The following is a 26,888-nucleotide window of genomic DNA, read 5'->3' as shown; positions in this document are numbered from 1 at the left end:
ACGAAATTTTAAATATAGATTAGATTAGATATTAGAAATCGTACTTGTTTTTCAAGGCAAAAGTAACATATTAGAAACGCTGAGGCTTTTTAACAAATGTTAACGTTTCGCTATGAATGACAACCATACTTAACGTTAACTTAATATTCATTTTTAGATTCTACCTTTTAGCAGTTTCACCAAACAAAATAAGGCTAAAAGCTTTTACACCAACCATTTGTTCTATACAAAACACCAAAATCTGCATTTGATAAATTAGAATCTGAAACCATACTTTATTGTTTTGCGATACAAAGTTAAATGTTAAAAAATGTAAAGTAAATTTTCCTTTCATAATTATTTACAACCGTTCAAAAAAATGAAGCGTTCTAGCAGAGGGAAAGTAAAAAAGATTAGTCTATTTTTTCTTCCCCAATCCGATCGCTATATTCGATTAAAATGACACTACAAAGTGAATTATGAAGGTTTTTGCTCCTCTATTTTCCCTGTTGGCCTTAATGAGCCTTTCTTTTTCTGCTAATGCGCAAAAGGATTTAAGTTATTATTTACCTGCCAATGTTATTTATAACCCGAACATTCCTACGCCTAAATCGGTCATTAGGCATGAGGTTGGTGAATGGCATATAACTCATGATAAGCTGGTGTTATACATGCGTACCCTCGCTGAAGCTTCGGACCGAATTACTATTGAAGATATTGGCCTCACACATGAGGGTCGGCCGCAGGTAATGCTTACTATAACTCATCCTAATAACCAGGCAGGGATAGAAAAAATAAGGACAGACCATGTTTGGCTTACTTACCCAAACGAATCGGACAAATTCGACATTAAAAAAATGCCCGCTGTTATTTCTATGGGCTTCAGCATTCATGGAAATGAGTCTTCCGGTTCTAATGCGGCTATGCTAGTGGCTTATTATATGGCAGCAGCGCAAGGCCCAGAAATTGAAGATGCCCTTAGAAACACCGTAGTTCTGCTTGATCCTTCGCTTAACCCCGATGGACTAAACCGCTTTTCTACTTGGGCAAACATTCATAAATCAAAAAACATAAACCCCGACCCAAATGATAGGGAATACAATGAGGTTTGGCCGGGCGCCAGAACCAACCACTATTGGTTTGATCTGAACCGCGACTGGCTTCCTGTGCAACAACCAGAGTCGCAAAACAGAGTTGCTAAATACCATTTATGGAAGCCCAACGTTTTTACGGATCATCACGAAATGGGTACCAATTCTACATTCTTTTTCCAGCCGGGTGTTCCCGCCAGAACACATCCGCTTACTCCAAAAGGAAATCAAGAATTGACTGAAAAAATTGGCCAGTTTCATGCAGAGGCCTTAGACAATATTGGTTCCCTCTATTTCACCAAAGAAGGCTATGATGACTTCTACTACGGAAAGGGCTCAACTTTTCCTGACATCAATGGAGGAATAGGTATTTTGTTTGAGCAGGCAAGCTCTAGAGGCCATGCTCAAGAAAGTGACAATGGCATTTTAGAATTTCCTTTCACCATAAAAAACCAGTTCACTACGGCCCTCTCTACTTGGAAAGCCACTGTAGACATGCGAGTAGAGTTACTCGAGTATCAAAGAGACTTTTACAAACGTGTATTGAGAGATGCGGATAGCGATGATGTTAAAGCCTACATTTTCAAGGCAGAAAAAGACCCTGCCAGATCGTATCATTTGGCTGACATTTTAGACCAACAGGAAATTGACTTTTATCGCCCTTCTAGAAAACTAAAATTCAATAATGAAGAATACACACCAGAAAACAGTTACATCATTCCTTTAAAGCAGCGTAACTACAAGCTGATTAAAGGCATGTTTGAAAAAAGAACCACTTTTCAGGATAGCCTCTTCTACGATATTTCTGGTTGGACGTACCCGCTCGCTTTTGACCTTGAATATAGCGAGCTGAGCAGCCGAGATTATGGCCGAAACCAATTGGGCGACAAAGTAATGAAGCCTCAGTTCCCTAAAGGAAGCGTTATTGGCGGACAAAGCACTTACGCCTATGCTTTTGAATGGCATGGCTATTATGCTCCGCGAGCGGCCAATCGTTTACTGGAAAAAGGAATTAGGATTAAAGTAGCCACCAGTAAATTTGGTGATGGCAAAGATTTAACCTTTGACTACGGAACCATTTTAGTGCCCGTAAGCAATCAGAAACTTTCGGCCCGTGAGCTATATATGGAAATGCAAACCATTGCCAATACGGACGGCATTGACGTTTACGCCATGAATACTGGACTCACAGAGGGCGTTTCATTGGGTAGTAATGCTTTTATAACTATCGATAAGCCTGAGGTGGCTTTGGTAGTGGAATCGGGAAGCAGTGCCGATGCCGGTGAAGTTTGGCATTTGCTAGACACCCGAATGAATATGCGTGTCACCAAATTACCAGCCGACAGGCTTGGCTCTTCGGCCATTAGCCGTTACAATACTATTGTGATTACAGGAGGTGTTGATCTATCAGAGTCTGGTATGGAAAACCTCAAACAATGGATCAGAAATGGAGGCACATTAGTAGCCAGTAACAGTAGTGCCACGGCATGGGCAGCCAGAAACAAACTGACACAGCTCAAATTTGTAGATGTGGAACAATACACTGGTGAAAAAATCACCTACGATCAAATCTCCAACTACCAAAGAGGGCAGTCTATTCCTGGTGGGGTTTATATGAGCGAACTCGAATTGTCGCACCCAATGGCTTATGGTTATTACAATAAGGAACTCCCCACCATGCGAAGAGGCAACTTGATGATTGAAGCTTCGGAAAATAAATTCTCGAACCCTGGGCTATACACCGAAGACCCACTACGCAGTGGCTGGATTAACAAGCCAAACCTTGAGGCTCTAAAAGGCACTTCCACCATAAGAGTAAGCGCATTTGGGCAAGGACGAATCGTTTCTTTGGTAGACGACCCTAATTTTAGAGCATTTTGGTATGGAACAAACAAGCTGATGATGAACGCTATTTTCTTTGGTAGAATCGTAAACTCATCTGCAGCAAAGTAAATAACCTTAGTTTACGGCTTGAATAAGGTGGCCTCAAGAAAGCCACCTTATTCAAGTTTTCCGACAATCATTTTAGAAAAAGTATTATTTTTGTCAAAATCATTCCCTTTGAACCAGAGACTTTTTCTTCTCGACAAAAACTACATCCTTAAGCAAGTACAGGAAGACATGAAGCATAGCCTTCAGGTGGAACTTGTGGTTCAAATTAAACAAGGCTATTTCAAATTGTTTAATCCCCTAAGGCTGATAGACGACCTCTCTGAAAAAGTAGAAAATTTTGAACCTACTGACCTTTCCTTTTTTGATGAATTATACGCCAACTTAGCTGGCATTTACCGCTACCAGGTAGAAGGAAATCAGTTAGAGTTATTGTTTGACGGAAGAAGCCATTACGACAAATATTTGGATGACTGGAAAGCGGGCTTTCAGGCTTATTTGACTGAGCTATGCCAAAAGAAGAACTTTATTTTAGCAGGCTTAGAACTAACGGTTTTTCATTCGCCAGAGCGAAGGTTAGAACTGGCCCAAAACCGAATGAAGGTTTGTATCTACGAACACTTTGGTCTTAAAATCTACAAATACAAAGGCATTCAGAAATACGAGAGCAAAAGCGCGTAACCTTAACGCTTTGTTTGGCTGATTTAATACATTACCATTTCCACAATACTGCAGCCAGTGGAGGAAAATCATCTATTCCTCAGTTAGTCGCTTGGTTCATTATCACATTTGTATGTAGATTGAAATTGGTCAAAACAAAAAGTCATGAACAAGGTCAGAACGCAAATCCCCTATTACACCCTCTTAATCTTAGTGGTGTGTTGCCTAGGTTGTGGTAGCAAAACAGAAGTAAAAGAAACCGAATCCGTTCCTACAGGCGGACTTCAATCCTATAAATTGGATATCAGGGAAGATAAAATACCAGTTACCGATCTAATTCAATCCATAAAAATTACTCGGTTAGAAGAAACGGAAGAATCTCTGCTGAAGGCTGTTGGTCAAGTCGAATTTCATGAGGATAAGATGATAATCCTTAGCCCTAGTAATGACGGAACCATTTACATCTATTCAAAAACAGGTGAGTTTTTAAATAAATTTAACCGAAAAGGGGAGGGTCCAGAGGAATACTCAAGGTGGACTAATGCTTGGCTTGAGAACGGTTTAATAGGCATTTATATCTATGGTAAATCCATCAATCGATATGATTTAGAAGGCAATTTCATTTGTCGAGATCGACTGAACGAACGAGCTGAATATGTGTACCCATACAAATCAGGCTATGCACTAGATATGCATTTAGTATACACCCAGGATTCACTTAAATATTCTCTTGTTACGGTGGATAATGAGATGAAACTCGACAAGACTCTTTTACCATTTGAGAAGTACCCAGGTTTTCGAAATCCTCAATTCCTTAATTCATTTTTCACTTTAGATGATGATTTGTTTTACCTACATAGTATGAGTGATACTGTCTATAGAATAACCGCTGATTCAGCTGTGCCATTCATTCACTATGACTTTCAGGAGGATTGGTACTTCAAACCAGATGTTGAGGTAGAATCTAGGTTTTATGAAAAATCAAATAGAAAGGAACAAGTTTGGTTTGTGCTTAACAATATAGGTGAGAGCCACATTTACTTATACACCACCTTAGGTCCCCAGATGGACTATGATTTCCTTATTGATAGAGAGACCAAGCGAAGTACAAGCATTGATTGGAGAATTTCGCCTAATAAGAAGTTAGATTTTTACACAATCGACTGGTACGGGGATGAATTTCTAATTTCTTTAAGATCGAGCCATCTTACCCACCTTTTAGAACAGCTTGATCCTGAACAATATTCCTTTACCGAAGGTACTACACTAGAAGAAATTGAGTCTTCCGAAAATCCAGTGTTAGTTTCTATCAAGTTCAAATAGAATAAAGTGAGCTATCGAAAACTTTAAACGAGAGATCACAGCAAGACGCCACGACTAGTGCCCAAATACTAAAAATTGCTGTGAAAGCCTTATTTTCCCGCCATTGCGAACCTGCTGAAGTCTTTAAAAGTGATGATACTGACGTGAAGCAATCTCACCGCTCAATTAACCGACACTCAAGATTGCTTCGTCATAAGCCTTGCTAGCGCAACACTTATTTCTCGCAATGACGCTCCGATTGGCTAGCTTACTCGCTTGAGCTTTCTTAGTTGTTAAATACTAAATCACCAACGAATGTTACTGTTCTAATGTTAATTTCGCTAAACTTATAACTTGTTTTAAAGCTGCGTATAGCACAAGCTAAAAATGACACAAACATCAATACTTTTAGGTGCAGGTTTTTCCGTTAACAGAGGTTATCCGACTGCAAATCAACTGAACGAGATTTTAGTCAACCTTGACGCTGAAGATTTCTGGGTACATACGGCAGGGACTGTGGTTAGAAAGAATAAGGATGAAGATGACCCTTGTTGGTATTCTGATGACGCAAGACACAAGCATTTTGTAATAAAACTTATTCAGCTTTACCGAGACCTTGAAAATGGAAGTTTTAATTACGAAGAGTTTTATGACTTCTATAATGAAATTTATAGAGGTGAAAGGGAAAGTCCAGAATTTGAAGGATTGTGTAATTCGTTTAGGACTGAATTTAAACTTGAAACCAATAACACCAATTTGATTTCAAGAACAAACAACATCTTGAATCAGCTTATCTCAATTTTTCTTGTCGATCGAGACGGAAATAAGTTTTACAGCCCTGTTCATCATTGCAAACCAATTTACCCAGGTTATAGTGGTTTTTTAAATTGTCTCGAACATTGGGGTGAAAATTCAATAGTACACATTCACACCTTAAACCATGACTTATTTTTTGAGACCTTTAAGTCGTCAGATTGGGTTCAAGGAGAACTATCAGATGGTTTTGAAGAAATCGGTTCTTCTTACTACGGGGATTTCAAAGAAAATTACAAAGTAAGATTGCCTAGATTTACCAATCATTTTGACAAGAAGTTTAGACTTTACAAGTTGCACGGAAGCGTTGACCAATTTCCTTTTCATATCCAAAATGAAGGAATTGATACATATGTCAAAGTAAAACTAGGAATTGGCACAAGCGACCTGTTTAAAGAAATTAAAGAAGAAGGAAAATTAAAATACATTAATGATTGGATTAATTACCATCCAGACTTCCTTTCAGGAACTACCTCAAAAATACTTCGATATAGAGAACCATGGTACTACGACAAGGTTTTTACGCACTTTGAGGGAAATCTAAAGAACTCTGAAGAACTAATTATTATTGGGTACGGTTGCGGAGACATAGAAATCAATCGTCTTATTGAAAAATGCTTTGATTTTAAAAACAAGCATCTCTTTTTGGTCGAGCCTTATCCGTCCGACATATCAAGAGATTTTGTCGTAAGATTCAACGGAACATTAATAGAAAAAACTCCTGACAACCTGAACATAGATGAACTTAAAAAGTAAAAACCAGAATTTATCAAAGAGTCGCAGCGAGACGCCACGACCAGTGAGTGGAGGAAGTTTATCGCTTTATTTCAAAGCCCTCAAATCCACTCGCTTCAATACTCTCCACAAGTACTTTTTCAACGCTGGCATTGGATGGTCCATGATGGCACCAGTTCACCAAAGCATTCAAGTTTTCTTCAGAACCCTCGGCTATAATTAAAACAGATCCGTCTGGCTCATTCTTACACCAACCTTTGATGCCAAGCCGCCTTGCTTGTTCTTGAGTTGACGCTCGAAAATAGACACCTTGAACTTTCCCCCTTACCTTAATTCTTTTGGCTTGCATAGTATTCTTCCATAATGGAAACTGCTGAGGAAACGCCTAGTCTATCGGCTCCGGCATTAATAAGGGCTTGAGCGTCTGCCAAGGTTTTAATCCCACCAGAAGCTTTTAACCCTACGTTTGAGGGCAAACTTTTACGCATCAGTTCAATGTGTTCTACTTTTGCGCCTGCGCCTGAAAAACCCGTAGAGGTTTTCACAAAGTCGGTTCCAGCATCGGCACAAAGTTTAGAGGCCAATACAATTTCTTCATCGGTCAAGTAAGACGTTTCAATGATCACCTTCATCAGGCAATCGGCCTCATGAATGATTTTAGCACACCTGGCCAGTTCTATTTTCGTCCAAGGCAAACCTGTTTTGAAGGCCGAAATGTTCATTACGATATCCAGCTCATTGGCACCATCTTCAATGGCTTTTTCAATTTCGGTTACTTTGGCTTCTGTCATTTGGTAACCTAAAGGAAAACCAATCACCGTCACCAACTGAATGTCGGCAGTACCAATTTCTCTAGCAGCTTTCTTCACCCAAAACGGAGGAACACAAACCCCAAACAACTGATGCGCTTTAGCCTCAGCCACCAACCGATCAATGTCGTTTGCGGTAATGGTTGGCTTAAGGTTAGTGTGCTCTAGGTAATGATTAATGTCCATCTACAAAATCTTGGAGGTAAGCATAATCAGGCATCAGTTTACCATTCTGGCAAATAGTAGCCCTTTCAATAATCTGATCTTTGTCTTCGCCCACAAGGTTTGGCAAAATGTGTTTGAGAAATTCCTTCCCGAAATCTTCAGAAGCATTTCTAGGCAATTCGCAAGGCAAATTATCCACTGCCATCACGGTAATATTTCCCTCATCAGCAAAGGCAGATTCTTCCTTATTATCGCTTGGGTTATAATCGTAAACAGGGTCCGCAATTGTACTTGGGCGAATGGTAGAAGGAATTGAACCTTCAATATCACAGGTTATATCTGCAATTACACGAATCTTAAATTCGCTTCTGTTGGCATCTTCCTTGGTAAAAAGTACAGGTGCTTTGGGATCCCAAAAAGCACCAGCAATCAGTATATCAGCCTTTTTAGCATACTGCCCAAAACTAGATTCATAATTTGCTGGGTTCTGATAAAACTCATCTCGGCTAAAAGAACCGCCACCAATGCGCTGGTTATAATCCCTGGTATTGAGTTGGGTATATACAGGCTCGTTGAAGTATTCGGTCAAGAATTCAACAGGACTCACTTTTCTGATTTTCATACCAGTAAGCACTTCCATAGCACCTTTAGAAACACGTCCACCACCAGTAAGCGCAATTTTAATGGCTGGCAGTTTTACCTTGCTGTATTCCTTCTGCATGTCTTCCATATCGAAGCATTCGTTGGCCGGACGCAAGTGGAAAAGGTTATAGCGTTTTCCGAAAGTCAGAATTCCGTTATAAGCCCCAACAATACCCGCATAACGACCAAAAGCGATTAACCTTTGATGTTGCAGGTTGGTCAGGCATTCCCAGTCAATCAGTCGGATTTGTTTTTCAAGAATGGTTTGAAGCAAGCCTCGATTATACTCTTGTTTTTTTATGGTATGCGAGAAAAAGAAATGGGTTTTTCCATCGGCCAACATATTAATGGGCACTTCTTTTACACCCAAAATAATATCGCAATCAGAAACATCATCCACCAAAATGGCTCCCGCTTGTTGATATTCCGAATCTTCGAAACAACGAATATCGCTTCGCTGACAATGTACAGTCACATTATCATAAGTATTTAACAGCGTTTCAACTTGAGTTGGAGTAACCGGTACGCGCCTGTCTACTGGCACTTTACCTTCTTTAATGATTCCGATTTTCAATTCTTGCATGTTCAAAGTTAATAATAAGCTGAAGGTTCAAAATAGTAAATGGCGGACTTATTTTACGAAAAGTCACTTACTCAGCCTGAACTACTTAATGTCTAGAATAGACACTTCGATTCTTCTGTTTTTGGGAGAAATGCCTTCTTCAATGGGCATAGTTTCTCCATAGCCTTTATAAACAAAAGTCTCTTTTGGCAAGCCTTTGTTGACAAAGTAATTGAGCACTGACTTTGCCCTTTCGGTAGAGAGATTCAAATTATAGGCTTCCTCTCCAGAAGTGTCGGTATGGCCGCCAATCTCAATGAGTAGCTCGGGATTGTCTTTGAGAAAATCAACCACAATATCCAGTTCCTTAGTGGCCTTTTTGCTGAGTTCGGCACTATTCAGTTCGAATAGAATATCATTTAAAATCAACTTTTCGCCTTTCTTAATGGGCTGAAGGTAAATGGTGGCTTCATTCCCGTTTTCCCACAAAACATCAACTTCTTCTTTATACAGCAAGTAACCTCGCTTTTTTACATACAGGTTGGCATCTTCTACTTTGGGCAGCACCAAGTTAAAACGACCACCCTCAAAGTCGGAATAAGTGCGTGAGCGAATGGAGTCTTTGGCGATATCGGCTACATAAATTTCAGAGAAAAGTGGAGTGCTGTCGGCAGCACTGAGCACCAACCCTTGCTTATAATCAACTAACTGTTTCGGGATTAAATCGTCAGGCAATTTAAACCGATACAAGCTCGAAGAGCCATCGAAATGGTTGTCGCTGTAATAGGCCCAGCCGTCAATGCTGATGGTGTAGCCCACCTGATTTCTGTGGTTGTTGATCGGGTAGCCCAAATTCTTTGGTTCCGACCATTCGCCTTGGCCAAGTTGTTCTGTTTCGTATAAATCATAGCCTCCAAAGCCCAATCTGCCGCGTGAGGCAAAGAATAAATTAACTCCATTGGGATGTATATAAGGCGAACAATCATCGAAACGGGTGTTGATACTGGGGCCTAAATTCACAGCCTCCATCCATTTCCCATTCTGTTTTGTTGATTTATAAATGTCTTGTCCGCCTTCACCATTAGGCCGGGCACTGACAAAGTAAAGCTCACGGCCATCTTGAGAAAGCGAAGGCTGAGATTCCCAATGAATTGTGTTCACTGCCTTTCCTAAATTTCTGGGTTTCGACCAATCACTTCCTTCTCTATAACTGATGTACAAATCGCAACTTCCAAGGCCGTCTGGCGCATTACAACCTGTGTACACCAAAGTGTTTCCGTCAGCCGAAATTGAGGCTGTTCCTTCGTTTCTATCGGTATTAATTTTTTCAGAAATCTCTAGCGGTTGGCTCCAAGTCTCTCCATCCTTCTGGCTAAAGAAAAGGTTTTCATCGCCTCTACCCTGATTATAACGAACGGTGTAAACCAAAAGACCCGAAGCCGTAATGGAAGGGAAATACTGTTGTGGTCGATTATTGAGTGGGGCTGGAAGCTTTTCAAAATCAATATTTCGCGGGTTGGCGCTTCCTTCAAGGGCATAATCAATGGAGGAAGTGACGATTTCAAACAAAGCAGCATCTAAGCCCACAACACGCCCTTCGATTTGATCTTTCAGGTTTTTGGCTTGCTCATATTTTCCTTCAGAAAATAAGGCATAAGCGGCATCGGCCAACATTCTGTTTTTGAACTGTTGATCCACCTCTTCCACATATTCATCGTAAAGTTGAAGCGCTTTCTCAAGCTCTCCCCTCTTAATCAAAATCTGATGTGTCAGCAAAATGGCTTCGTCAAAACTATCATCACGCTTTAAGGCATCGAGTAAGAGATTATAAGATTTATAGTAATTGCCAACGTGATCTAGCGATTGTGCCTCTTTGTACAGCTCAATGGCTTTTTTGTTTCGGGTATGAAGTTTATCTACTTCTTGGCCGTTGGCCAGAAGAACACAAAACAGTAGGGATATGGTAATGAAAAACCTCAAATAGCTAAACTACGGTATATTCATAAACTTATGAGTTTGTAAGGATATTTTCCACTTGGGGTTATTTTTTACATACTCAATGATTTCGGGCAGCATTTTTTCCGACTGATCCCATTCTGGCTGCATGTATAGCAAACTATTTTCACTCATTTTTGCAGCATGTGCTTCGGCCCATTTAAAGTCGCTTTTATTGTAAATAATGACTTTGAGCTCATCAGCAGCAGCATAAAACTCTTCTTTTGGAGCTTTAAATTTCTTGGGCGAAAAACACAACCAATCCCAATTGCCTGAAAGCGGATGTGCACCAGAAGTTTCAATATTCGTTTGAAACCCTGCTGCGTGAAGTTGATTCGTTAGGTCGGTCATATCGTACATCAAAGGCTCACCGCCTGTCACCACGGCCAAACGCCCCGGATGAACCGAAGCTTTAGCAACAATTTCCTCGACCGATTCTTTTGGCCATTGGCTGGCATCCCAAGAGTCTTTCACATCGCACCAAACGCAACCGACATCGCAGCCGCCCAATCGAATAAAATATGCTGAATTACCAGAGAAATGACCTTCTCCTTGAATGGTATAAAAAGCTTCCATTACAGGAAACTGTGTGGTTTTCATCGTTTTTGACATCTCAATTTTTTAAAGCAGGGTGTTGAAACTGCGAGCCTATTTGACAGATCCTGAACCCGAACACTCGGGACAGGATGACTTAAAGCGGTTAAACTAATTTTTGTGAAGTAAGGTAAGTGTTCCAAAGTAATGACGCGATGGTCATTGGACCAACACCACCTGGTACTGGTGTAATGAACTCACACTTTGGTGCTACTTCATCAAACTTTACATCACCCTTTAATTTAAAGCCCGACTTGGTTTGATCAGACGGAACTCTATGAATTCCAACATCAATTACGGTTGCTCCTTCTTTTACCATATCGGCAGAAACAAAACCTTCCTTACCAATAGCAACGATAAGAATATCGGCTTGCTTAGTGATTTCAGCTAAGTTTTTGGTTCGGCTGTGGCAGAGGGTTACTGTTGCATTTCCCGGGTTGCCGTTTCTAGACATCAATACGCTGATAGGCGTACCCACAGTATTGCTTCGGCCAATGACAACGCAATGTTTACCAGAAGTTTCAATGCCGTTGCGTTCTAGCAAAAGCATCATTCCTTTTGGTGTGGCAGGCAAAAGTGTTGGTAAACCCAAAAGCATTTTACCCAAATTCACCGGGTGGAATCCATCCACATCTTTATTTGGAAGAATAGCCTCCACTACTTTTTGCTCATCAATTTGTTTTGGAAGTGGCACTTGAACGATAAAGCCATCAATTTCAGGGTCTTCATTCAATTTCTGAACAGTGGCCAACACCTCAACTTCAGAAGTTTCTTCAGGTAGATGAATCAAAGTAGAGCCAAAGCCAATTTGCTCGCAGGCTTTTACTTTGGCGTTCACGTAAGTTTGGCTTGCGCCATCATTACCCACCAAAACAGCAGCCAAATGAGGGGTTTTCCCTCCTTCAGCTTTTATCTGTGCTACTTTATTTTTCAACTCATCTTTTATGGATTGAGCTGTGCCTTTTCCATCCAATAATTGCATCTGGTAAATGGTTTTTTGTGCTCAGTGCACGGTTTACTTCTTCAAATAATTAATGTAGCCTTGTATAAGCTTCTTACAACTTGTGATTTGAGTTATCAATGTATCCAAATCTTGTTGAACAATATAATTTTGATCTAGTGCCAGAAACAACTGTGTTTCTATCTCATATAATGAGCCACGAGAAATATACATATATTGAATTCGCTCGGTTGTATGTTGTCTTCCAATCCCTTCGGCTATATTAGAAGGAACGGATATTGCCGCTCTTCTTATTTGCGAAGTCAGTGCATACTTTTCTTCATCAGGAAATAGCCTAGACAAATCATAGATAACAGAAACAAGCTTTCGAGCTTCTTTCCAAACATCTAAATCATAATATTGTCTGTTCTCATTCCCCATAACTGAGCACCGAGCACTATAAACTATAAACTACTAGTCTAACTTAAGAACCGCCATAAAGGCCTCTTGTGGAATTTCCACATTACCTACCTGACGCATTCTTTTCTTACCTTTTTTCTGCTTTTCGAGTAATTTTCTTTTTCTCGAAATATCACCACCATAACATTTCGCCAAAACGTTTTTACGCAAAGCTTTCACGGTTTCTCTGGCAATAATTTTAGTACCGATTGATGCCTGAATAGCGATTTCAAACATTTGACGTGGAATAAGCTCCTGCAATTTCTCGCACAGCCTCTTTCCCCATTCGTAGGCTTTATCACGGTGAACGATGGCCGAAAGTGCATCTACTTTTTCACCATTCAATTGAATATCTAATTTCACCATGGTAGACTGACGGAAGCCAATCAACTCATAATCGAGCGATGCATAACCACGAGAAATGGTCTTTAGCTTATCAAAGAAATCGAAAACGATTTCAGCCAAAGGCATTTCGAAAGTTAGTTCTACTCTGTCGCTTGTGAGGTAAACTTGGTTTTTGATGATTCCACGCTTATCCATACACAGGCCAATAATTCCGCCTACATACTCCGACTTAGAAATAATTTGAGCGCGAATAAACGGCTCTTCTAAATGCGAAATAGAAGAAGGGTCAGGCATTTCAGACGGAGCATTAATTTTAAGAATAGACCCATCTGTTCTTACTGCGTGAAACTGAACCGAAGGAACGGTAGTAATTACCGTCATGTCAAATTCACGCTCCAATCTTTCTTGAATAATCTCTAAATGGAGCATTCCCAAGAAACCACAACGGAAGCCAAAGCCCAAAGCGGCAGAAGTTTCAGGTTCCCAAACTAATGAAGCATCATTCAATTGAAGTTTCTCCATAGAAGCCCTCAACTCTTCGAATTCAGAAGTTTCTACAGGATAAATACCTGCAAAAACCATTGGCTTTACATCTTCAAAACCTTTAATGATATTGGTGGTTGGTCGATCTGGGTGTGTAATGGTATCACCCACTTTCACCTCTTTGGCCACTTTAATTCCTGAAATGAGGTAACCCACATTTCCTGCGCTAATTTCTTTTTCGGGTTGTTGTTTCAGCTTCAGAATACCAATTTCATCAGCATTATAAACCCTATCCGTATTTACGAATTTAATCTTATCTCCCTTTTTGATGGTACCATCAAACACACGGAAAATTACTTCGATACCCCTAAAAGAGTTGAACACTGAATCGAAGATCATCGCTCTCAAAGGTGCTGTAGGATCACCTTTTGGCGCTGGAATTTTCTCACAAATGGCCGTTAGAATATCTTCAATACCCAACCCTTCTTTTCCACTGGCTCTAATAACGTCTTCAGGGTCGCAGCCGATTAGTTCTACCACCTGATCCGTCATTTCTTCCGGCATAGCGCCCGGCAAATCTATTTTATTGAGCACTGGAATAATTTCCAGGTCGTGATTCAAAGCCAAATAAAGGTTAGAAATGGTTTGCGCCTCCACACCCTGAGAAGCATCTACAATTAGCAATGCGCCTTCGCAGGCAGCAATTGATCGAGATACTTCATATGAAAAATCCACGTGTCCGGGGGTGTCGATAAGGTTGAGGGTATATTCCTCGCCCTTATGCATATATTTCATTTGGATAGCGTGACTCTTGATAGTAATACCACGTTCACGTTCCAAGTCCATGTTGTCCAACAACTGATTCTGCATGTCGCGATCGCCAACCGTTCCAGTGAACTGAAGTAGACGATCGGCCAAAGTACTCTTACCGTGGTCGATGTGTGCGATAATACAGAAATTCCTGATTCTCTCCATAGTTTTTAAAAGAAGTGCAAAAATAGAAAATTATGATGCATTTGCTTTGTGGGGATAACCATTAATTTTGCACTATGTTATTGGCAGACAAGAAAAAGAGACAGAACCTATCGGAATACATCGTTTACATGTACCAAACCGAAATGTTGGTTCGAAATTTTGAGTTCGATATTCAAAAGATTGAGAACCATGTGGTAAAGAATATCCCCGAAGAAAGCTTAAATGCGGAAGGAAAAGCGGAATTGACCGAGTGGTACTCGGTCATAATTGCTCAAATGAAGGAGGAAGCGCTGGAACGCGAAGGCCACCTGAGTTTTGTTCAGGAGGAAGTAAAACGCCTTTCCGACCTTAGTTTACAGCTCCAGGTAAATGACGAAAACTATCGTGCAATTTTCAATCGTGCCCGCCCTGCTATTCGTGCTTCTATTGTTGAGTCCAATGGCTTAATTAACGACCCCATTCAAGCTTGCCTTAATGGTATTTTGGGTCTACTGATTGCCAGAATGAACGGAAAAGAAATTCTAGACGACACACTTGAGCAGCTTGATCATTTTGGGAATGTACTTTCTTATCTATCGATAAAAGTTAAGGGTTAGGAGTTATTGGTTAAGGGGTGATTAGTTAAGAGGTAAAGAGTTATTGGGAAAGAGGAAATCAGTTAATCGGGGAATCAGGGGTCAGGAGTTTGAATGATTCCCAGCCTGTACCAGTTTTCTTAACTTTTGTTCTTCAATATTTGTGGAAATATAGAACTCGAATTTTATAAGGAAAGTTACTTATAACCCTAACTAATTTCCTGATTCCCTGATCAACTATTTTACTGACCCACTGATCACTCCTCCCTAACAACTACCCACCCTGGGTAAGGAAGAAATCAGCGCTTACAAAGTGAAAAAGCCAAATCATTAAAATTATTAACTTTATCCTGCTTAATCTGCTTAGATGTCATACTTACTCAGGATTTTGTTTTTTTTGTTTGTACTGGTGCCTATCGCCAATGCCCAAGTGATTGAAAAAACTCACCTGACCACTGACAGATCTATTTATGCTCCTGAAGATACTGTTTGGTTTAAGGCTTATGTTTTTGATGCTTCCAATATGCCTTCTGACCAAAGCATTTCACTTAAGCTCTTTATGCTTTCTACTGCTGGCGAAAAAATAATTGACAGATCAATCCCTGTTTTTGATGGTACTTCTTCAGGATTTTTTGTCGCTCCAAAGCTAGAAGGTAAATACAATATTTTGGCCATCAGCGGAAAAATGATTGGCAGTCCAAACGACCAGGTTTTCTCCAAAGAGATTTTAGTTCGTGAGGCACTGGTAGACGAATTTGAGCTCAGGGCTTATCAAAATATTATTCCACAGAAAAGAGGCGAAGCATTTTCCTTTGATGTTTACACTACTTCTGGAGAAAAACGCTTACCCAAAACCAACTTTACCTATGAACTATGGTCAGATAAAGAACGGGTAGAACGAGGCAGAGAAAAAACTGATGAAAATGGCAAATCAAGTGTTTCGATTAAGAATTTTGATTGGGGGAAAGAGCTTTACCTGCATATAAAAAGTAATGAAGGCAGTGGTGATCGGGATATTCAGTACACCTTACCCATTGAGGCAGAGCAACCTAAAGTAGACTTGCAATTCTTTCCCGAAGGGGGAGAAATGATTCTAGGCCAAGACAATAAGGTAGCCTTTAAAGCAAGTACTTCTGATGGCTCAGCCTTTAGTTTCAAAGGGCTTTTGCTCGATGGCGAAGGTAGATTTATGGATTCCATTGCTTCTTTTTATCAGGGCATGGGCAGTTTTACTATTACCCCCAGCCTTCAAGATTATGCAGTAAAAGTGATTGGGTTGCCTGATACGCTATATACTTTACCCATGCCTAAACCTGAAGGAATTGCTATATCACTTTCCAGAAAGGAAGGCATTGGTCATATGCTTAAAATTCTTCCCTCTCCGGCTATGGTGGGTTCCTCAGTCAGTGTTGAACTAAGCCAGTTTGACAATGTATCTGCGAGTAAAAAGGTAGTGCTTTTGGCAAGGCAGTTTTTCGAACTACCAACCGAGTCCCTTTCTCCGGGGCTAGCGAGGGTTACCATTTATTCTGACCAAGGTGAGCCATTGGCAGAGAGACTGGTATTTACTGGTAGCAGAGTAGATTTGAACTTTAAGGTAGAAACTGACCAACAAGATTATTCTGCAAGGGAAAAGGTGAAGGCAACAATTGTGGCAAGCGACAAGGACGGAACGCCAGTTAAGGCCAGTTTCTCTATTGCTGTTATCGACAAGGACCGAACGTTTGGTACAATGGATGGACAGCCTAACTTGATGGCCAATATCTTGTTGACTTCTGAACTTCGGGGAACCGTGCCCACGCCTAACTTTTACTTTACCGATGACCCTAGGGCCGAAAAAGCGCTAGACCTTGTGACACTCACCCACGGATGGAGAAGATTTGTGCCCACTATTTTGAATGACCCCGAAGGAATAAGTGGCACGGTGCTCAATAATAATAGCAAGAGAAAAATGGCTATAGGCAAGCCAATGTCGATTATTGCATTCAAGGGTTACACTCCACTAAAAATAGCTACAAATGAAGAAGGCCTTTTCCAAGTACCCTCTCTCTACTTGAAAAATAAGGGAGATTCTTTTTTGATTACCGCACCCACAGAAGGCCCGAAGGATAGATTCAGCGTTATGTTAGACGAATCAGCCTCGAAGACTGCTATGACGCTATTTAAAAATACAGCAGATAAATTTGCCTGGCAGCACCCATATGGAAATATTGAGCTTTTTCTTAAAGAGTATAAGCTTCCAAAAGACAGGTTCAACAGCATACTTATGCTCAACTCTGTAGTAGTTATTGGCAACAGGCAACAAGACTCTGAATGTGAGCTCAGAGACTATCATTTTCAAGAACCCTGGGTCACTAAAATGGCTGATGAAATTGATATGACCACGGGCGAAATATCGGGATGGATAATGCAGGTAAGTGATAAAGTAAAAGGGTATGGAGATGTTATGTTTCAAGGGAAGCGTTCTTATACAACTCTGGGTGAGGATGCACTGTTATCAACATTTAAGCCTTTAGGTGTTTTTTCTCCGTTTAGAGTATTTTTAAATTGTTATGAGATTCCATATATCAAAAAGGCAAGACCAAGCCCAATGGATCTTCAAATCAAAAAAACATTTGAGACTATAGATTTTTCCAATCTCGAGTCCATATCGGTTAGAGAAAGCCACCCAAGAGGTGACATGCCCATCGTCAGGATCAATACCAAAGACGATAAAATTATTTATAAGCCTGTTTTTAGAAAACACAGATTTCTAACGCTCTACACTAATTACGATCGAGAGTTTTACTCTCCTATTTATGATACCCCAGAAAAAACGAAAAGCCCAGTGCCCGACTTGCGCGAAACTATTTTTTGGCAAGCTTCTGTACAAACAGACGAAGAAGGAAAGGTAACTATAGAATTCTACAATGCCGACAGGCCAAATAGCATGCAAATCAGTATAGAGGGAGTCGATGTATATGGTAGAGTTGGTGCAGGTAATTTCATCTACAAAGTGAAAGAAGATAGGTAATGGGTGTCGATTAGTTAAGGGTTATTGGTTAAGAGGGGGAGTTAAGGCTGAGCTTTTTTCAGCAATTTGAGTTCCCAACTTCACTATTCTTTTTCCTGTTTTCTGATTTACTGACCTACTGATCACTCCTCCCTAATAACCTATACACTCATAACTACTTTTTCGCAGAAAAAGGCGAATCTGGTTCTTTCGCGAAAACGTTGAAAACGATTTTGTCCATTCGGCCCGGCATCCATTTATTGAGGAAGACGGCCAGTTTACCTTGGCTGGTAAATACAATGTCGCGCTTTCTTTTTTGAATGGCCTTGATAATGCCTTGTGCTACTTCTTCTGCCGTCATCATCTTTCCTTCATCACGAGGTGATTCACCTTGTGAAGTACCGTCAGCCGTAAGCGCTGCATTGCGAATATTCGTTCCTGTAAAGCCAGGACAAGCCACGAGTACGTGAACACCTCTGTGCATTACTTCCGTACGCAACGACTCCATAAAACCATTCATCGCATATTTTGAGGCGGTGTAAGCTGTTCGGGCTGGAGTACCTCGGTAACCGTTGATTGACGACACGCCCACAATGGAGCCTTTCGTTTTTAGTATTTCTGGAAGGCAGTATTTAGTAGCGTATAGTGTTCCGTAAAAGTTAATGTCCATCACCTTTTTGAAAACATCCATTTCGATTTCTTCGAAAAGCGCTCGCATAGAAATACCCGCATTATTGATCAGGATATCAATTTTACCGAAGGTTTTTACCGTTTCGTTAACGAGAATTTCATTGTCCTTTTCTTTGGCTACATCCAGTTGCAGACAAAGGTTTCGGGTTTTCATGCCATCCAGAATTTCGGCCACTTCATTGAGGCGTGCTTCATTTCTACCAGTAATAACAATATGTGCGCCCAGTTTAGCAAACTCAATGGCCAATGCTTTTCCTATACCCGAAGAAGCTCCTGTGATGATGACAACTTTGTTTTTCATGAATCGAAAGTTAAAAAATACCGATCAATTATACCGTCATTAATTGGCGAGCTTTGCCTTGTATTTATTGTAATTATCAATGGCAACAAAGTAATCTGGATCTTCAAGTACATTCACATCGCAAATTTCTTCGGCACGTTTGATCAGCTTTAAGCAATCACTGCTCAAGTGGCGCAAGTGAATGGTTTTTCCTTCTTTCTGGTACCTTTCTGCCAGTTTATTAATCGCTTCAATAGCAGATTGATCCACAATTCTTGATTCAGCAAAGTCAATAACCACTTCATTTGGGTCTTCTTTGATATCGAATTTGCTATTGAAAAGACTAACCGAACCAAAGAACAATGGTCCGTAAATTTCATAATGCTTAATACCGTGTTCGTCAATTGATTTTCTAGCTCGAATGCGCAGTGCATTTTGCCATGCAAATACCAAGGCTGAGATGATTACCCCAGCAAAAACGGCAATGGCCAAATCGAAAATAACAGTGAGTACGGTCACCAATAGAATCACGATGACATCGGCCTTCGGTACTTTATTCCATACCTTAAAAGTAGACCAAGCAAATGTACCAATCACCACCATAAACATTACGCCTACCAATGCTGCGATAGGCACCATTTCGATGTATTCTGAAGCAAAAAGAATAAAGCCCAACAAAGCCAATGCAGCTACAACGCCCGAAAGACGCCCCCTACCACCAGATTTTACATTGATAATACTTTGACCGATCATAGCGCAACCGCCCATTCCACCAAAGAATCCATTGACCATATTGGCCAGACCCTGCGCAACAGATTCACGGTTTCCGCTTCCGCGAGTTTCGGTTAATTCATCCAAAAGGTTAAGTGTCATTAAAGACTCAATCAAACCAATAGCCGCCAAAATTACAGCGTAAGGAAAAATAAAGGCTAGCGTGTCCCAGTTCAGGTCGATTACTGGTACGTTGAAAGAAGGAAGTCCGGCTTTAATTCCATCGCCTCCACCCGCTTGAATAAAACTTTTTACCGTTTCGGTTTCCACTCCACCAAAAATTACAATGAGTGAAACCACCACAATGGCCACTAGTGCACCTGGAATATTTTTATTGATTTTGGGAAGGAAAACCATAATGGCCATGGTCAACAGCGTTAAACCTAGCATGATAAAAAGTGACTGACCAGTAAGCCATTCGCCACCTACTTTAAACATGCCCAACTGCGACATAAAAATCACAATGGCCAAACCGTTTACAAAGCCCATCATTACCGAATGAGGTACCATTCTGATGAACTTGCCTAGCTTTAGAAAACCAGCCGACATTTGAATAATACCAGTTAGAATTAAGGTGGCAAACAAGAACTGTAAACCTTGGCCTTCGCCCATTAACTCACCTTCGGCTACCAGCGAAACCATTACTACTGCCAAGGCTCCCGTAGCACCAGAAATCATTCCTGGCCTTCCACCAAAAATGGAAGTAATCAAGCCCATCATAAAGGCACCATAAAGCCCTACAATTGGGGAAATTCCAGCTACAAAGGCAAAGGCAACGGCCTCTGGCACAAGCGCCAAAGCCACTGTTAAGCCTGAAAAAATATCACTTTTGGCGCTGATTCTGTTTTTGTCAACAATTGAGAATGCTTCTCTAAAATTCATATTCAGTTTTCTAATCGGGCTGCAAAGGTAGGGCATTTCATTAAGACAGAAAGACTTACCTATAAATTGTTACCGAAAGGGCGGTGATGTACCTTAATCTTGCCTAAACCATAAAATCCCTAGACCGCAAAATTTCTGTAGAGTAAGCTAAGTTTCACAGAATGAAATTATCTTCGCGCATGGCAAAGTTTAGGGGAAAAAGAAAAGTACTAGAGCAAGTTAGAATCGAAGGCATTGCAGCAGAAGGAAAGTGCATTGCCCGTGTAAACGATGAAGTGCTTTTTGTGGAAGGCGTGGCGCCTGGTGATGTGGTGGATGTGCTCGTAACCAGAAAGAAAAAGAACTTTATGGAAGGCAAGCCCCTTACTTTTCATGAATACTCAAAAGATAGAATAGAGCCTTTCTGCCAGCATTTTGGAGTTTGTGGCGGTTGTAAATGGCAACACATTCCGTATGACATTCAGCTAAAATACAAGCACCAGCAGGTGATTGATAATTTGGAGCGCATTGGTAAAATTCCTTTGCCCGAAATCAGTCCGATTTTAGGTTCTTCTAAAATCAAATATTATCGAAATAAGCTGGAATACACCTTTTCGAACTGGAAATGGCTAACGCAAGATGAAATTGCCACAGGCGAAGAACTCGACCGAAGGGGTTTGGGCTTCCATGTTCCGGGTAGCTTTGATAAAATATTGGACATTGAAACTTGTTATCACCAACCCGATCCTTCTAACGAAATTAGGCTTTCAGTAAGAAAATACTGTTTGGAAAACGATGTCCCCTTCTTCGACTTAAAGCGAAGAACAGGAAATGTCAGAAACCTGATCATCAGAAATTCATCGCTGGATCAGTGGATGGTCATCGTTCAGTTTGCCATGGAGCACGAAAAGAACATGGGGCTGATGGAGCACATCAAAACCGCCTTCCCTCATATTCATTCCTTACAATACGTAATTAACGACAAGGGCAACGAAACTTTCCATGATTTGGAAGTAATGCTTTATTATGGTGAAGCGCACATTACCGAAGCCATGGAAGATGTAAGGTTTAGGGTTGGGCCAAAATCGTTTTACCAAACCAATGCGGCTCAGGCTTATGAACTCTACAAAATCGCCAGAGACTATGCTGATTTAAAGGGTGACGAAGTGGTATATGATTTATATACAGGCACAGGCACCATTGCCAACTTTATTGCCAAAGACGCTAAAAAAGTAATTGGTTTAGAATATGTAGAAGCGGCCATTGAAGACGCCAAATTGAACTCAGAAATCAATGGCGTAACGAACACCGAGTTCTACGCTGGCGACATGAGAGAACTGCTCAATGACGACTTTATGTCCAACCATGACAGGCCAGATGTGATCATTACCGATCCTCCACGTGCAGGAATGCATGAAGATGTAATTGGAATGCTGCTCAAAATTGAAGCTCAAAAGATTGTCTATGTAAGCTGTAACCCCGCCACACAAGCCCGCGACTTGGCTTTGCTCGATGCAAAATATAGTGTCAAAAAAGTGCAGCCAGTAGATATGTTTCCACAAACACACCATGTGGAGAATGTGGTGCTGTTGGTGAAGAACTAAAATAATTGTAAAATCATCTTCCTAATAGAATTAGGTGAAAAACTGTCTGAACTTTCTCATTGGTTTTAAGGGGACAGTATAAAAGGCTGGCCTAATCCCGTTTTCCGTCCAAGCCTGATAGTCCTCTTTCAAGGATTCAAACCGCCTTTTTATACCTCCATCACTATTTCCACCAGTTCTCATTTTCACTAGGACTTCGGGTAAATACGAGGCAGATTGTTTATGTATGTATAGGAAGCGAAGAATCAATTCATAATCTCCAGAAATTTTAAATTGTTCATCAAAGAGACCGTATCGATCATAAACCTCTCTTTTCACGAAGAAGCTAGGATGTGGGATGCTCCATCCAAATTTGAATTTGGAACGCTCAAATTCACCAGACTTCCAGTTACGATAAATTTTATCTGGGCTGTGGCGCTCTACATACTGCAGATCTCCATAAACAGTATCCGAACCAGTACTCTCAAACTGATGTACAACATCTGAGAGTACTTGATGATGAGCGTAAAAATCGTCTGAATTGATAATAGCGATAACCTCACCAGTCGCATACCCAATGGCCTGATTCATGGCATCGAAAATACCAGAATCTTTCCCCTCAATTAACCGTACTTCATCACCAAAGGATTTCACAATTGACAATGTCTGATCTGTAGAACCACCATCAAATATAATATGCTCACGATCCACATGATCTTGAGCAATTACGCTTTCAAGTGTACCCAAAATAGTGGATTCACTGTTGAGGCAAACGGTAATCAGAGAAACCTTCATGCATTGGAGTTATCGTTTTTTTTCACTAGAAGACCCACGTACCTGCTCATTGATCCATTCGTAAGTTTTTGTTAAACCTCGTTCCAAGGAAACTTGTGGTTGCCATTTTAATTTTTCAAAAATCAAATTATTATCAGAATTGCGTCCACGCACACCTTGAGGACCTTCTATGTGTTTGATTTTAAGTTTTTTACCAGAGATATCAAAATAACTTTTTGCTAAGTCATTGATCGAAATCAATTGATCTGAGCCAATATTCACCGGACCATTAAAGTCGGATTGAACTAATTTATACACCGCTTCAATACAATCATCAATATAGAGGAAAGAGCGAGTTTGATTACCATCTCCCCATACTTCTATCCGACCAAAATCATCAGCCTCAGCTACTTTACGAGCCATTGCTGCAGGTACCTTTTCCTTGCCTCCATCAAAAGTACCTTCAGGGCCAAAAACATTGTGAAATCTAGCAACTTTCACATCGATATTATAATTGCGCATAAAGGAAAAATAAAGACGCTCGCTAAACAATTTTTCCCATCCATACTCACTATCCGGTTGTGCTGGATAAACCGAGGATTCAACACAATTTGGGTTTTCAGAATCCATCTGATTAAACTCAGGATAGACACAAGCTGATGAGGAATAAAATATTTTATTCACCCCTGCTTTTACCGATGACTTTAACATATTCAGGTTGATGAGTACTGAATTATGCATAACATCCGCATCATTATCTCCAGTAAACAAGTAACCCGCTCCCCCCATATCTGCAGCAAGTTGGTAGACCTCATCGAAAGGCTTATCAAAAAGGCTTTCGACCATTAGTGGATCTCTTAAATCACCTAAGACAAAGTCATCCGCCAAAGTTTCTGAAAATTCAGGTTCCTTTAGGTCTACCCCACTCACATAGTATCCTTCCTTTTTGAGGTACTTAACCAAATGGCTACCGATGAAACCTCCTGCCCCTGCCACTAACGCGGTTTTCATAATTATTTTTTAATAAAGTTCTTATAAGGTTGAATTGAGATGTCTAAGTAACACATGAATTTCGTTGACACAAAGCCTTTTGGAACATCTTCAATACATTTCAGAACAAATCTAAATCCATCTTCACTTAATTCTATCTGAGATAGAAATCTAAGTAGAGGGGCAGTTTGAATGAAGAAACAGATTGGCACACCATCTAAAAAAACAGGTTATTTTTTGAATCCAAATCTCATGTCAAGAGTCAAAAGTGTTGATTGGGTAAATCAGGTTGTATTCTTTGAATTTTTCTGAACTATCAAAAAATGAATGCAGATGCCAAGGAAGTACCAATAAGAAATCAGGAGAAGACGCAAGCACTGTATCTTCAGATTGAATAGGTATATAAGTTCCAGGCGTAAACTTGCCGAATTTATCGTCATTAACCTCTCCGACAACCTCCAGCAAAGAAGTATCTAATCCACAATACTGTAGTATGACATTCCCTTTAGTAGATGCTCCGATAGCAGCAACCTTTTTGCCTTCATTTTTCAATTGTTTGAGCTTCTCCAAGAGTTCGTATTTCACAGTCTCTATTTGCTCTGCAAATGTTCGAAATGGTTTCAATTCAGAATAAACTGACTCACTTTTCAGTACATCCGAAACCTTTGAAGTAAACTTCTTCCCTGAATATTCTTTATGGGCAACCGTAACAGAAAAACTCCCTCCATTGATTTCATTAAAGCTAACATCAACTATATTCAGGTTGGCTTTATCCATAATCCATTTAATCTGCCTTAACCCATAATATTCAAGATGTTCATGGCAAATGGTATCATAAGAAGCCTTATCGAGCATAGTAGGCATATAGCTTTGCTCCAGTACCCAAATACCTTGTTTGTCCAGTATTTCGGATACCTCTTGTGCAAAATGAACAGGATCAGGTAAATCATAGAACATAGAAAACGAAGTGATTACTTTCGCTTTTCTACCACCAAAACTTTTTTCGTACATCGCTTTTGAGAAGAAGTCCATTAGCAACTTAACGTTGTCCGAATAAAAGGAGGCGAATTTTTTCGCAGTTGGGTCAATACCCACAAGTGTCTTAATATGCTTAGGATAAAAACCTAATGTGCTACCATCATTACTTCCTATATCAAGTACTAAGTCATCCTCTGAAAGGTCAAGCATATCTAGAATATATTGGACTTTGCCCTTTAGATGTTTAATCATGTGCTCATTCAAACCGGACCGGTAGCCATAGTTCTCACCATACATTTGATCTAAATCATAGGTGTGTACCAACTGTAAAAGGTGACAGCAAGACTCATCACCATGGCATTTAGTTAGGACAAGAGGTGCTTGAGGTACAAATACGCTTTTTGATTCGGGAAATACACCCGCCAAAGCCAGACTACCCAGGTTGACAACATCAACCAAATTCTTATTTCCGCAAACCCGGCATTTTTTAATACTGTGGTAGCTCACCTGTTGTCTTTTTTATAAGATTTAGAAAAATACATCCTTTCAAGATTGACTTAAATATCTCATGAAGAGTTCTAGTGTTGAAGAGTTAGTTATTAATGCTGACTGTTTTTTTCAAACCAAGTCGTCTAAGGACTGCATTTTTTACACGTTTAAAAAATATAATTGGTGGGCTATAAAGAGGCCTGAACTTATACAAAAACTCTTGCCAAGGTGTTTGGGTCCTAGCACTACCTTCTATACTCGATAAATCGGTATTCTTAAGTAGTAACCAAGCAGGCTTAGTATCTTTTAATAACCCCCCATTCCAACCCTTGCCATAATCTTGTCCAAAAGCGAATCTTTTACTAATACTCAAATCTAGGCATTCTAGTTTGGGGTTCATATACAAGGCGAGTTCACTCACTGCAGATGTGCCCTTAATTAAAAAGTCCGTCTTCGATAGAAGGCACATATCAAACAAAACGTCCTCTCCCTTCTTATAAGGCGTTATACCTTCAAGGTTAAAAGGAACAACTTCATCAACAGATCGACTACTATCATAAGCAACAACGAGATCACCATATCGAGATTGAAAAGTTGACAAGTACTGCGTCTGGTCTGTAGCGACAAATAATTTTGGATGTTTACGTGATTTTATCCATTGATCAATATGTTCAAAATACTCGGCCGGACTTACAGGAGGGGCATACATTAAATCCGTACCACGAACATGCACACCCAAAACCTGATGACCAGCCAAGTGCACATCCCAGAATTCATTTATTCGAGATAATATTGAAGGCTTGACTCGGATGTATTTGGAAAACGTCTCTCGCCCCTTCTCGCGCTGTTTATTATACCAAGCATTTAAATCTTCAGGAGGATTAAGTCTCCAATCGGCAAAAGTAAATGTGTATATGCTATCCTCATGATGCTCACACATTTGTATCACCTCCTTGTCTTCCAAGCTTTGAAGTTCTGCAACGGATATTGAGTACTCTTGACCATTACAATAGCGCATGATAGTTGGAAAGTCATATGGAGGCACTAATGCTTCGAAATACTGCGTCCATGTATTTTCACCATAACTTTTATCGAAAAAATGGCCTTCACAACTCTGATCATAATTTACAACCGGTAGAAGACTGTTTCGTTCACAATACCGAATTTGATTTAGGGTCTGGAGTACGACAGCCCCAAAACCTGCACCATTAAGGTTCATTTTAAGAATGTAAACACCCTTAAACTCTTCTGGTATACCAGAATGTGTATTCATAATTTTTGTATTAGAGGGCTTTTTTCATTTTTTATAAAAATGGTAAACCATTGCTATTATTCCCGATAGTAAAAATTGAGTTTGAATAAGCTAAATAAAACATATCATATAACATATGAAAATAAGCAATATAACATTGCAGCAATCTATACCAGTAATTGATTTTAATCCGCTTCGGTAATTTTAAGCGTTA

21 protein-coding genes are annotated in these 26,888 nt (G+C 40.2%); 7 read left to right on the top strand and 14 right to left on the bottom strand.

What is annotated here, in order from left to right:
* Nucleotides 1–458: 458 nt before the first annotated feature.
* From MB14_RS04665 to MB14_RS04650, 4 genes are all read left to right on the top strand, one after another.
* On the top strand, nucleotides 459–3,023 hold the full coding sequence (locus MB14_RS04665; RefSeq protein WP_062589386.1) for a M14 family metallopeptidase: 2,565 nt from the start codon (nucleotides 459–461) through the stop codon (nucleotides 3,021–3,023).
* Between the two features lie 108 nt (nucleotides 3,024–3,131).
* Complete coding sequence (locus MB14_RS04660; protein ID WP_132644109.1) at nucleotides 3,132–3,641, top strand: hypothetical protein; 510 nt, start codon at nucleotides 3,132–3,134, stop codon at nucleotides 3,639–3,641.
* A 144-nt stretch (nucleotides 3,642–3,785) separates the two neighbouring features.
* Nucleotides 3,786–4,943, top strand: coding sequence for a DUF4934 domain-containing protein (locus MB14_RS04655; RefSeq protein WP_062589384.1), 1,158 nt, complete (start codon nucleotides 3,786–3,788; stop codon nucleotides 4,941–4,943).
* A gap of 366 nt (nucleotides 4,944–5,309) precedes the next feature.
* Nucleotides 5,310–6,491, top strand: a complete 1,182-nt coding sequence (locus MB14_RS04650) for an SIR2 family protein (protein ID WP_062589383.1) — start codon at nucleotides 5,310–5,312, stop codon at nucleotides 6,489–6,491.
* Nucleotides 6,492–6,549: 58 nt separating this feature from the next.
* Here the strand turns inward: MB14_RS04650 and MB14_RS04645 are convergent, their stop codons facing one another.
* The 8 genes from MB14_RS04645 to lepA form a co-directional block, all read right to left on the bottom strand.
* Nucleotides 6,550–6,819 (bottom strand): acylphosphatase, encoded by a 270-nt coding sequence (locus MB14_RS04645; protein ID WP_062589381.1) that lies wholly within the window; start codon nucleotides 6,817–6,819, stop codon nucleotides 6,550–6,552.
* A complete protein-coding gene (deoC, locus tag MB14_RS04640) occupies nucleotides 6,800–7,465 on the bottom strand; it encodes a deoxyribose-phosphate aldolase (RefSeq protein ID WP_062589353.1) in 666 nt (221 codons plus the stop codon). The genes MB14_RS04645 and deoC overlap by 20 nt, the downstream gene beginning before the upstream one ends.
* A complete protein-coding gene (locus MB14_RS04635; protein WP_062589330.1) occupies nucleotides 7,455–8,669 on the bottom strand; it encodes an NAD(P)-dependent oxidoreductase in 1,215 nt (404 codons plus the stop codon). The genes deoC and MB14_RS04635 overlap by 11 nt, the downstream gene beginning before the upstream one ends.
* Nucleotides 8,670–8,750: 81 nt before the next feature.
* Nucleotides 8,751–10,628, bottom strand: coding sequence for an OmpA family protein (locus MB14_RS04630; RefSeq protein ID WP_062589329.1), 1,878 nt, complete (start codon nucleotides 10,626–10,628; stop codon nucleotides 8,751–8,753).
* 9 nt (nucleotides 10,629–10,637) lie between these two features.
* Complete coding sequence (locus MB14_RS04625) at nucleotides 10,638–11,255, bottom strand: 7-carboxy-7-deazaguanine synthase QueE (RefSeq protein ID WP_062589293.1); 618 nt, start codon at nucleotides 11,253–11,255, stop codon at nucleotides 10,638–10,640.
* An 88-nt stretch (nucleotides 11,256–11,343) separates the two neighbouring features.
* A complete protein-coding gene (gene folD, locus MB14_RS04620) occupies nucleotides 11,344–12,219 on the bottom strand; it encodes a bifunctional methylenetetrahydrofolate dehydrogenase/methenyltetrahydrofolate cyclohydrolase FolD (RefSeq protein WP_062589291.1) in 876 nt (291 codons plus the stop codon).
* A gap of 33 nt (nucleotides 12,220–12,252) precedes the next feature.
* Entirely contained in the window at nucleotides 12,253–12,618 is a 366-nt protein-coding gene (locus tag MB14_RS04615) for a four helix bundle protein (protein WP_062589289.1), read from the bottom strand.
* Nucleotides 12,619–12,651: 33 nt separating this feature from the next.
* Nucleotides 12,652–14,439 carry a translation elongation factor 4 gene (gene lepA / locus MB14_RS04610; RefSeq protein ID WP_062299614.1) on the bottom strand — a complete coding sequence of 596 codons (1,788 nt, stop codon included), beginning with the start codon at nucleotides 14,437–14,439 and terminating at the stop codon, nucleotides 12,652–12,654.
* A gap of 74 nt (nucleotides 14,440–14,513) precedes the next feature.
* Between lepA and MB14_RS04605 the strand changes: the two genes are divergently transcribed.
* Both MB14_RS04605 and MB14_RS04600 read left to right on the top strand, forming a co-directional pair.
* Nucleotides 14,514–15,035, top strand: coding sequence for a DUF4924 family protein (locus MB14_RS04605; protein ID WP_062589287.1), 522 nt, complete (start codon nucleotides 14,514–14,516; stop codon nucleotides 15,033–15,035).
* 346 nt (nucleotides 15,036–15,381) lie between these two features.
* Nucleotides 15,382–18,027, top strand: coding sequence for a hypothetical protein (locus tag MB14_RS04600; RefSeq protein WP_062589252.1), 2,646 nt, complete (start codon nucleotides 15,382–15,384; stop codon nucleotides 18,025–18,027).
* Between the two features lie 154 nt (nucleotides 18,028–18,181).
* Here the strand turns inward: MB14_RS04600 and MB14_RS04595 are convergent, their stop codons facing one another.
* Both MB14_RS04595 and MB14_RS04590 read right to left on the bottom strand, forming a co-directional pair.
* On the bottom strand, nucleotides 18,182–18,997 hold the full coding sequence (locus tag MB14_RS04595; protein WP_062589250.1) for an SDR family oxidoreductase: 816 nt from the start codon (nucleotides 18,995–18,997) through the stop codon (nucleotides 18,182–18,184).
* Between the two features lie 39 nt (nucleotides 18,998–19,036).
* Nucleotides 19,037–20,629: a SulP family inorganic anion transporter gene (locus MB14_RS04590; protein ID WP_062589248.1), complete on the bottom strand. Its 1,593-nt coding sequence runs from the start codon at nucleotides 20,627–20,629 to the stop codon at nucleotides 19,037–19,039.
* A gap of 161 nt (nucleotides 20,630–20,790) precedes the next feature.
* Here MB14_RS04590 and rlmD point away from each other — a divergent pair, with 161 nt between their 5' ends.
* Nucleotides 20,791–22,212 carry a 23S rRNA (uracil(1939)-C(5))-methyltransferase RlmD gene (gene rlmD, locus MB14_RS04585; RefSeq protein WP_246032637.1) on the top strand — a complete coding sequence of 474 codons (1,422 nt, stop codon included), beginning with the start codon at nucleotides 20,791–20,793 and terminating at the stop codon, nucleotides 22,210–22,212.
* Nucleotides 22,213–22,242: 30 nt separating this feature from the next.
* On the opposite strand, the gene MB14_RS04580 is transcribed toward rlmD, so the two are convergent.
* From MB14_RS04580 to MB14_RS04565, 4 genes are all read right to left on the bottom strand, one after another.
* Nucleotides 22,243–22,986, bottom strand: coding sequence for a glycosyltransferase family 2 protein (locus tag MB14_RS04580; protein ID WP_084375963.1), 744 nt, complete (start codon nucleotides 22,984–22,986; stop codon nucleotides 22,243–22,245).
* A 9-nt stretch (nucleotides 22,987–22,995) separates the two neighbouring features.
* Nucleotides 22,996–23,976, bottom strand: coding sequence for an NAD-dependent epimerase/dehydratase family protein (locus MB14_RS04575; protein ID WP_062589225.1), 981 nt, complete (start codon nucleotides 23,974–23,976; stop codon nucleotides 22,996–22,998).
* A gap of 234 nt (nucleotides 23,977–24,210) precedes the next feature.
* Nucleotides 24,211–25,440, bottom strand: coding sequence for a class I SAM-dependent methyltransferase (locus tag MB14_RS04570; protein WP_221405458.1), 1,230 nt, complete (start codon nucleotides 25,438–25,440; stop codon nucleotides 24,211–24,213).
* Nucleotides 25,441–25,525: 85 nt separating this feature from the next.
* Nucleotides 25,526–26,695: an O-fucosyltransferase family protein gene (locus tag MB14_RS04565; protein WP_062589222.1), complete on the bottom strand. Its 1,170-nt coding sequence runs from the start codon at nucleotides 26,693–26,695 to the stop codon at nucleotides 25,526–25,528.
* Nucleotides 26,696–26,888: the final 193 nt, after the last annotated feature.

This window comes from Roseivirga ehrenbergii (assembly GCF_001593005.1).
Classification (GTDB): Bacteria; Bacteroidota; Bacteroidia; order Cytophagales; family Cyclobacteriaceae; genus Roseivirga; species Roseivirga ehrenbergii.
The sequence above is the reverse complement of the archived record's forward strand: the minus strand, read 5'-3'. Positions and strand labels throughout refer to the sequence as shown.

What these genes read in the sequence shown, in the direction of transcription:
- MB14_RS04665 (WP_062589386.1), top strand. Translation starts at nt 459, where the DNA reads ATGAAGGTTTTTGCTCCTCTATTTTCCCTGTTGGCCTTAATGAGCCTT.
- MB14_RS04655 (WP_062589384.1), top strand. Translation starts at nt 3,786, where the DNA reads ATGAACAAGGTCAGAACGCAAATCCCCTATTACACCCTCTTAATCTTA.
- MB14_RS04650 (WP_062589383.1), top strand. Translation starts at nt 5,310, where the DNA reads ATGACACAAACATCAATACTTTTAGGTGCAGGTTTTTCCGTTAACAGA.
- MB14_RS04645 (WP_062589381.1), bottom strand. Translation starts at nt 6,819, where the DNA reads ATGCAAGCCAAAAGAATTAAGGTAAGGGGGAAAGTTCAAGGTGTCTAT.
- deoC (WP_062589353.1), bottom strand. Translation starts at nt 7,465, where the DNA reads ATGGACATTAATCATTACCTAGAGCACACTAACCTTAAGCCAACCATT.
- MB14_RS04635 (WP_062589330.1), bottom strand. Translation starts at nt 8,669, where the DNA reads ATGCAAGAATTGAAAATCGGAATCATTAAAGAAGGTAAAGTGCCAGTA.
- MB14_RS04625 (WP_062589293.1), bottom strand. Translation starts at nt 11,255, where the DNA reads ATGTCAAAAACGATGAAAACCACACAGTTTCCTGTAATGGAAGCTTTT.
- folD (WP_062589291.1), bottom strand. Translation starts at nt 12,219, where the DNA reads ATGCAATTATTGGATGGAAAAGGCACAGCTCAATCCATAAAAGATGAG.
- MB14_RS04615 (WP_062589289.1), bottom strand. Translation starts at nt 12,618, where the DNA reads ATGGGGAATGAGAACAGACAATATTATGATTTAGATGTTTGGAAAGAA.
- lepA (WP_062299614.1), bottom strand. Translation starts at nt 14,439, where the DNA reads ATGGAGAGAATCAGGAATTTCTGTATTATCGCACACATCGACCACGGT.
- MB14_RS04605 (WP_062589287.1), top strand. Translation starts at nt 14,514, where the DNA reads ATGTTATTGGCAGACAAGAAAAAGAGACAGAACCTATCGGAATACATC.
- MB14_RS04600 (WP_062589252.1), top strand. Translation starts at nt 15,382, where the DNA reads ATGTCATACTTACTCAGGATTTTGTTTTTTTTGTTTGTACTGGTGCCT.
- MB14_RS04595 (WP_062589250.1), bottom strand. Translation starts at nt 18,997, where the DNA reads ATGAAAAACAAAGTTGTCATCATCACAGGAGCTTCTTCGGGTATAGGA.
- MB14_RS04590 (WP_062589248.1), bottom strand. Translation starts at nt 20,629, where the DNA reads ATGAATTTTAGAGAAGCATTCTCAATTGTTGACAAAAACAGAATCAGC.
- rlmD (WP_246032637.1), top strand. Translation starts at nt 20,791, where the DNA reads ATGAAATTATCTTCGCGCATGGCAAAGTTTAGGGGAAAAAGAAAAGTA.
- MB14_RS04580 (WP_084375963.1), bottom strand. Translation starts at nt 22,986, where the DNA reads ATGAAGGTTTCTCTGATTACCGTTTGCCTCAACAGTGAATCCACTATT.
- MB14_RS04575 (WP_062589225.1), bottom strand. Translation starts at nt 23,976, where the DNA reads ATGAAAACCGCGTTAGTGGCAGGGGCAGGAGGTTTCATCGGTAGCCAT.
- MB14_RS04565 (WP_062589222.1), bottom strand. Translation starts at nt 26,695, where the DNA reads ATGAATACACATTCTGGTATACCAGAAGAGTTTAAGGGTGTTTACATT.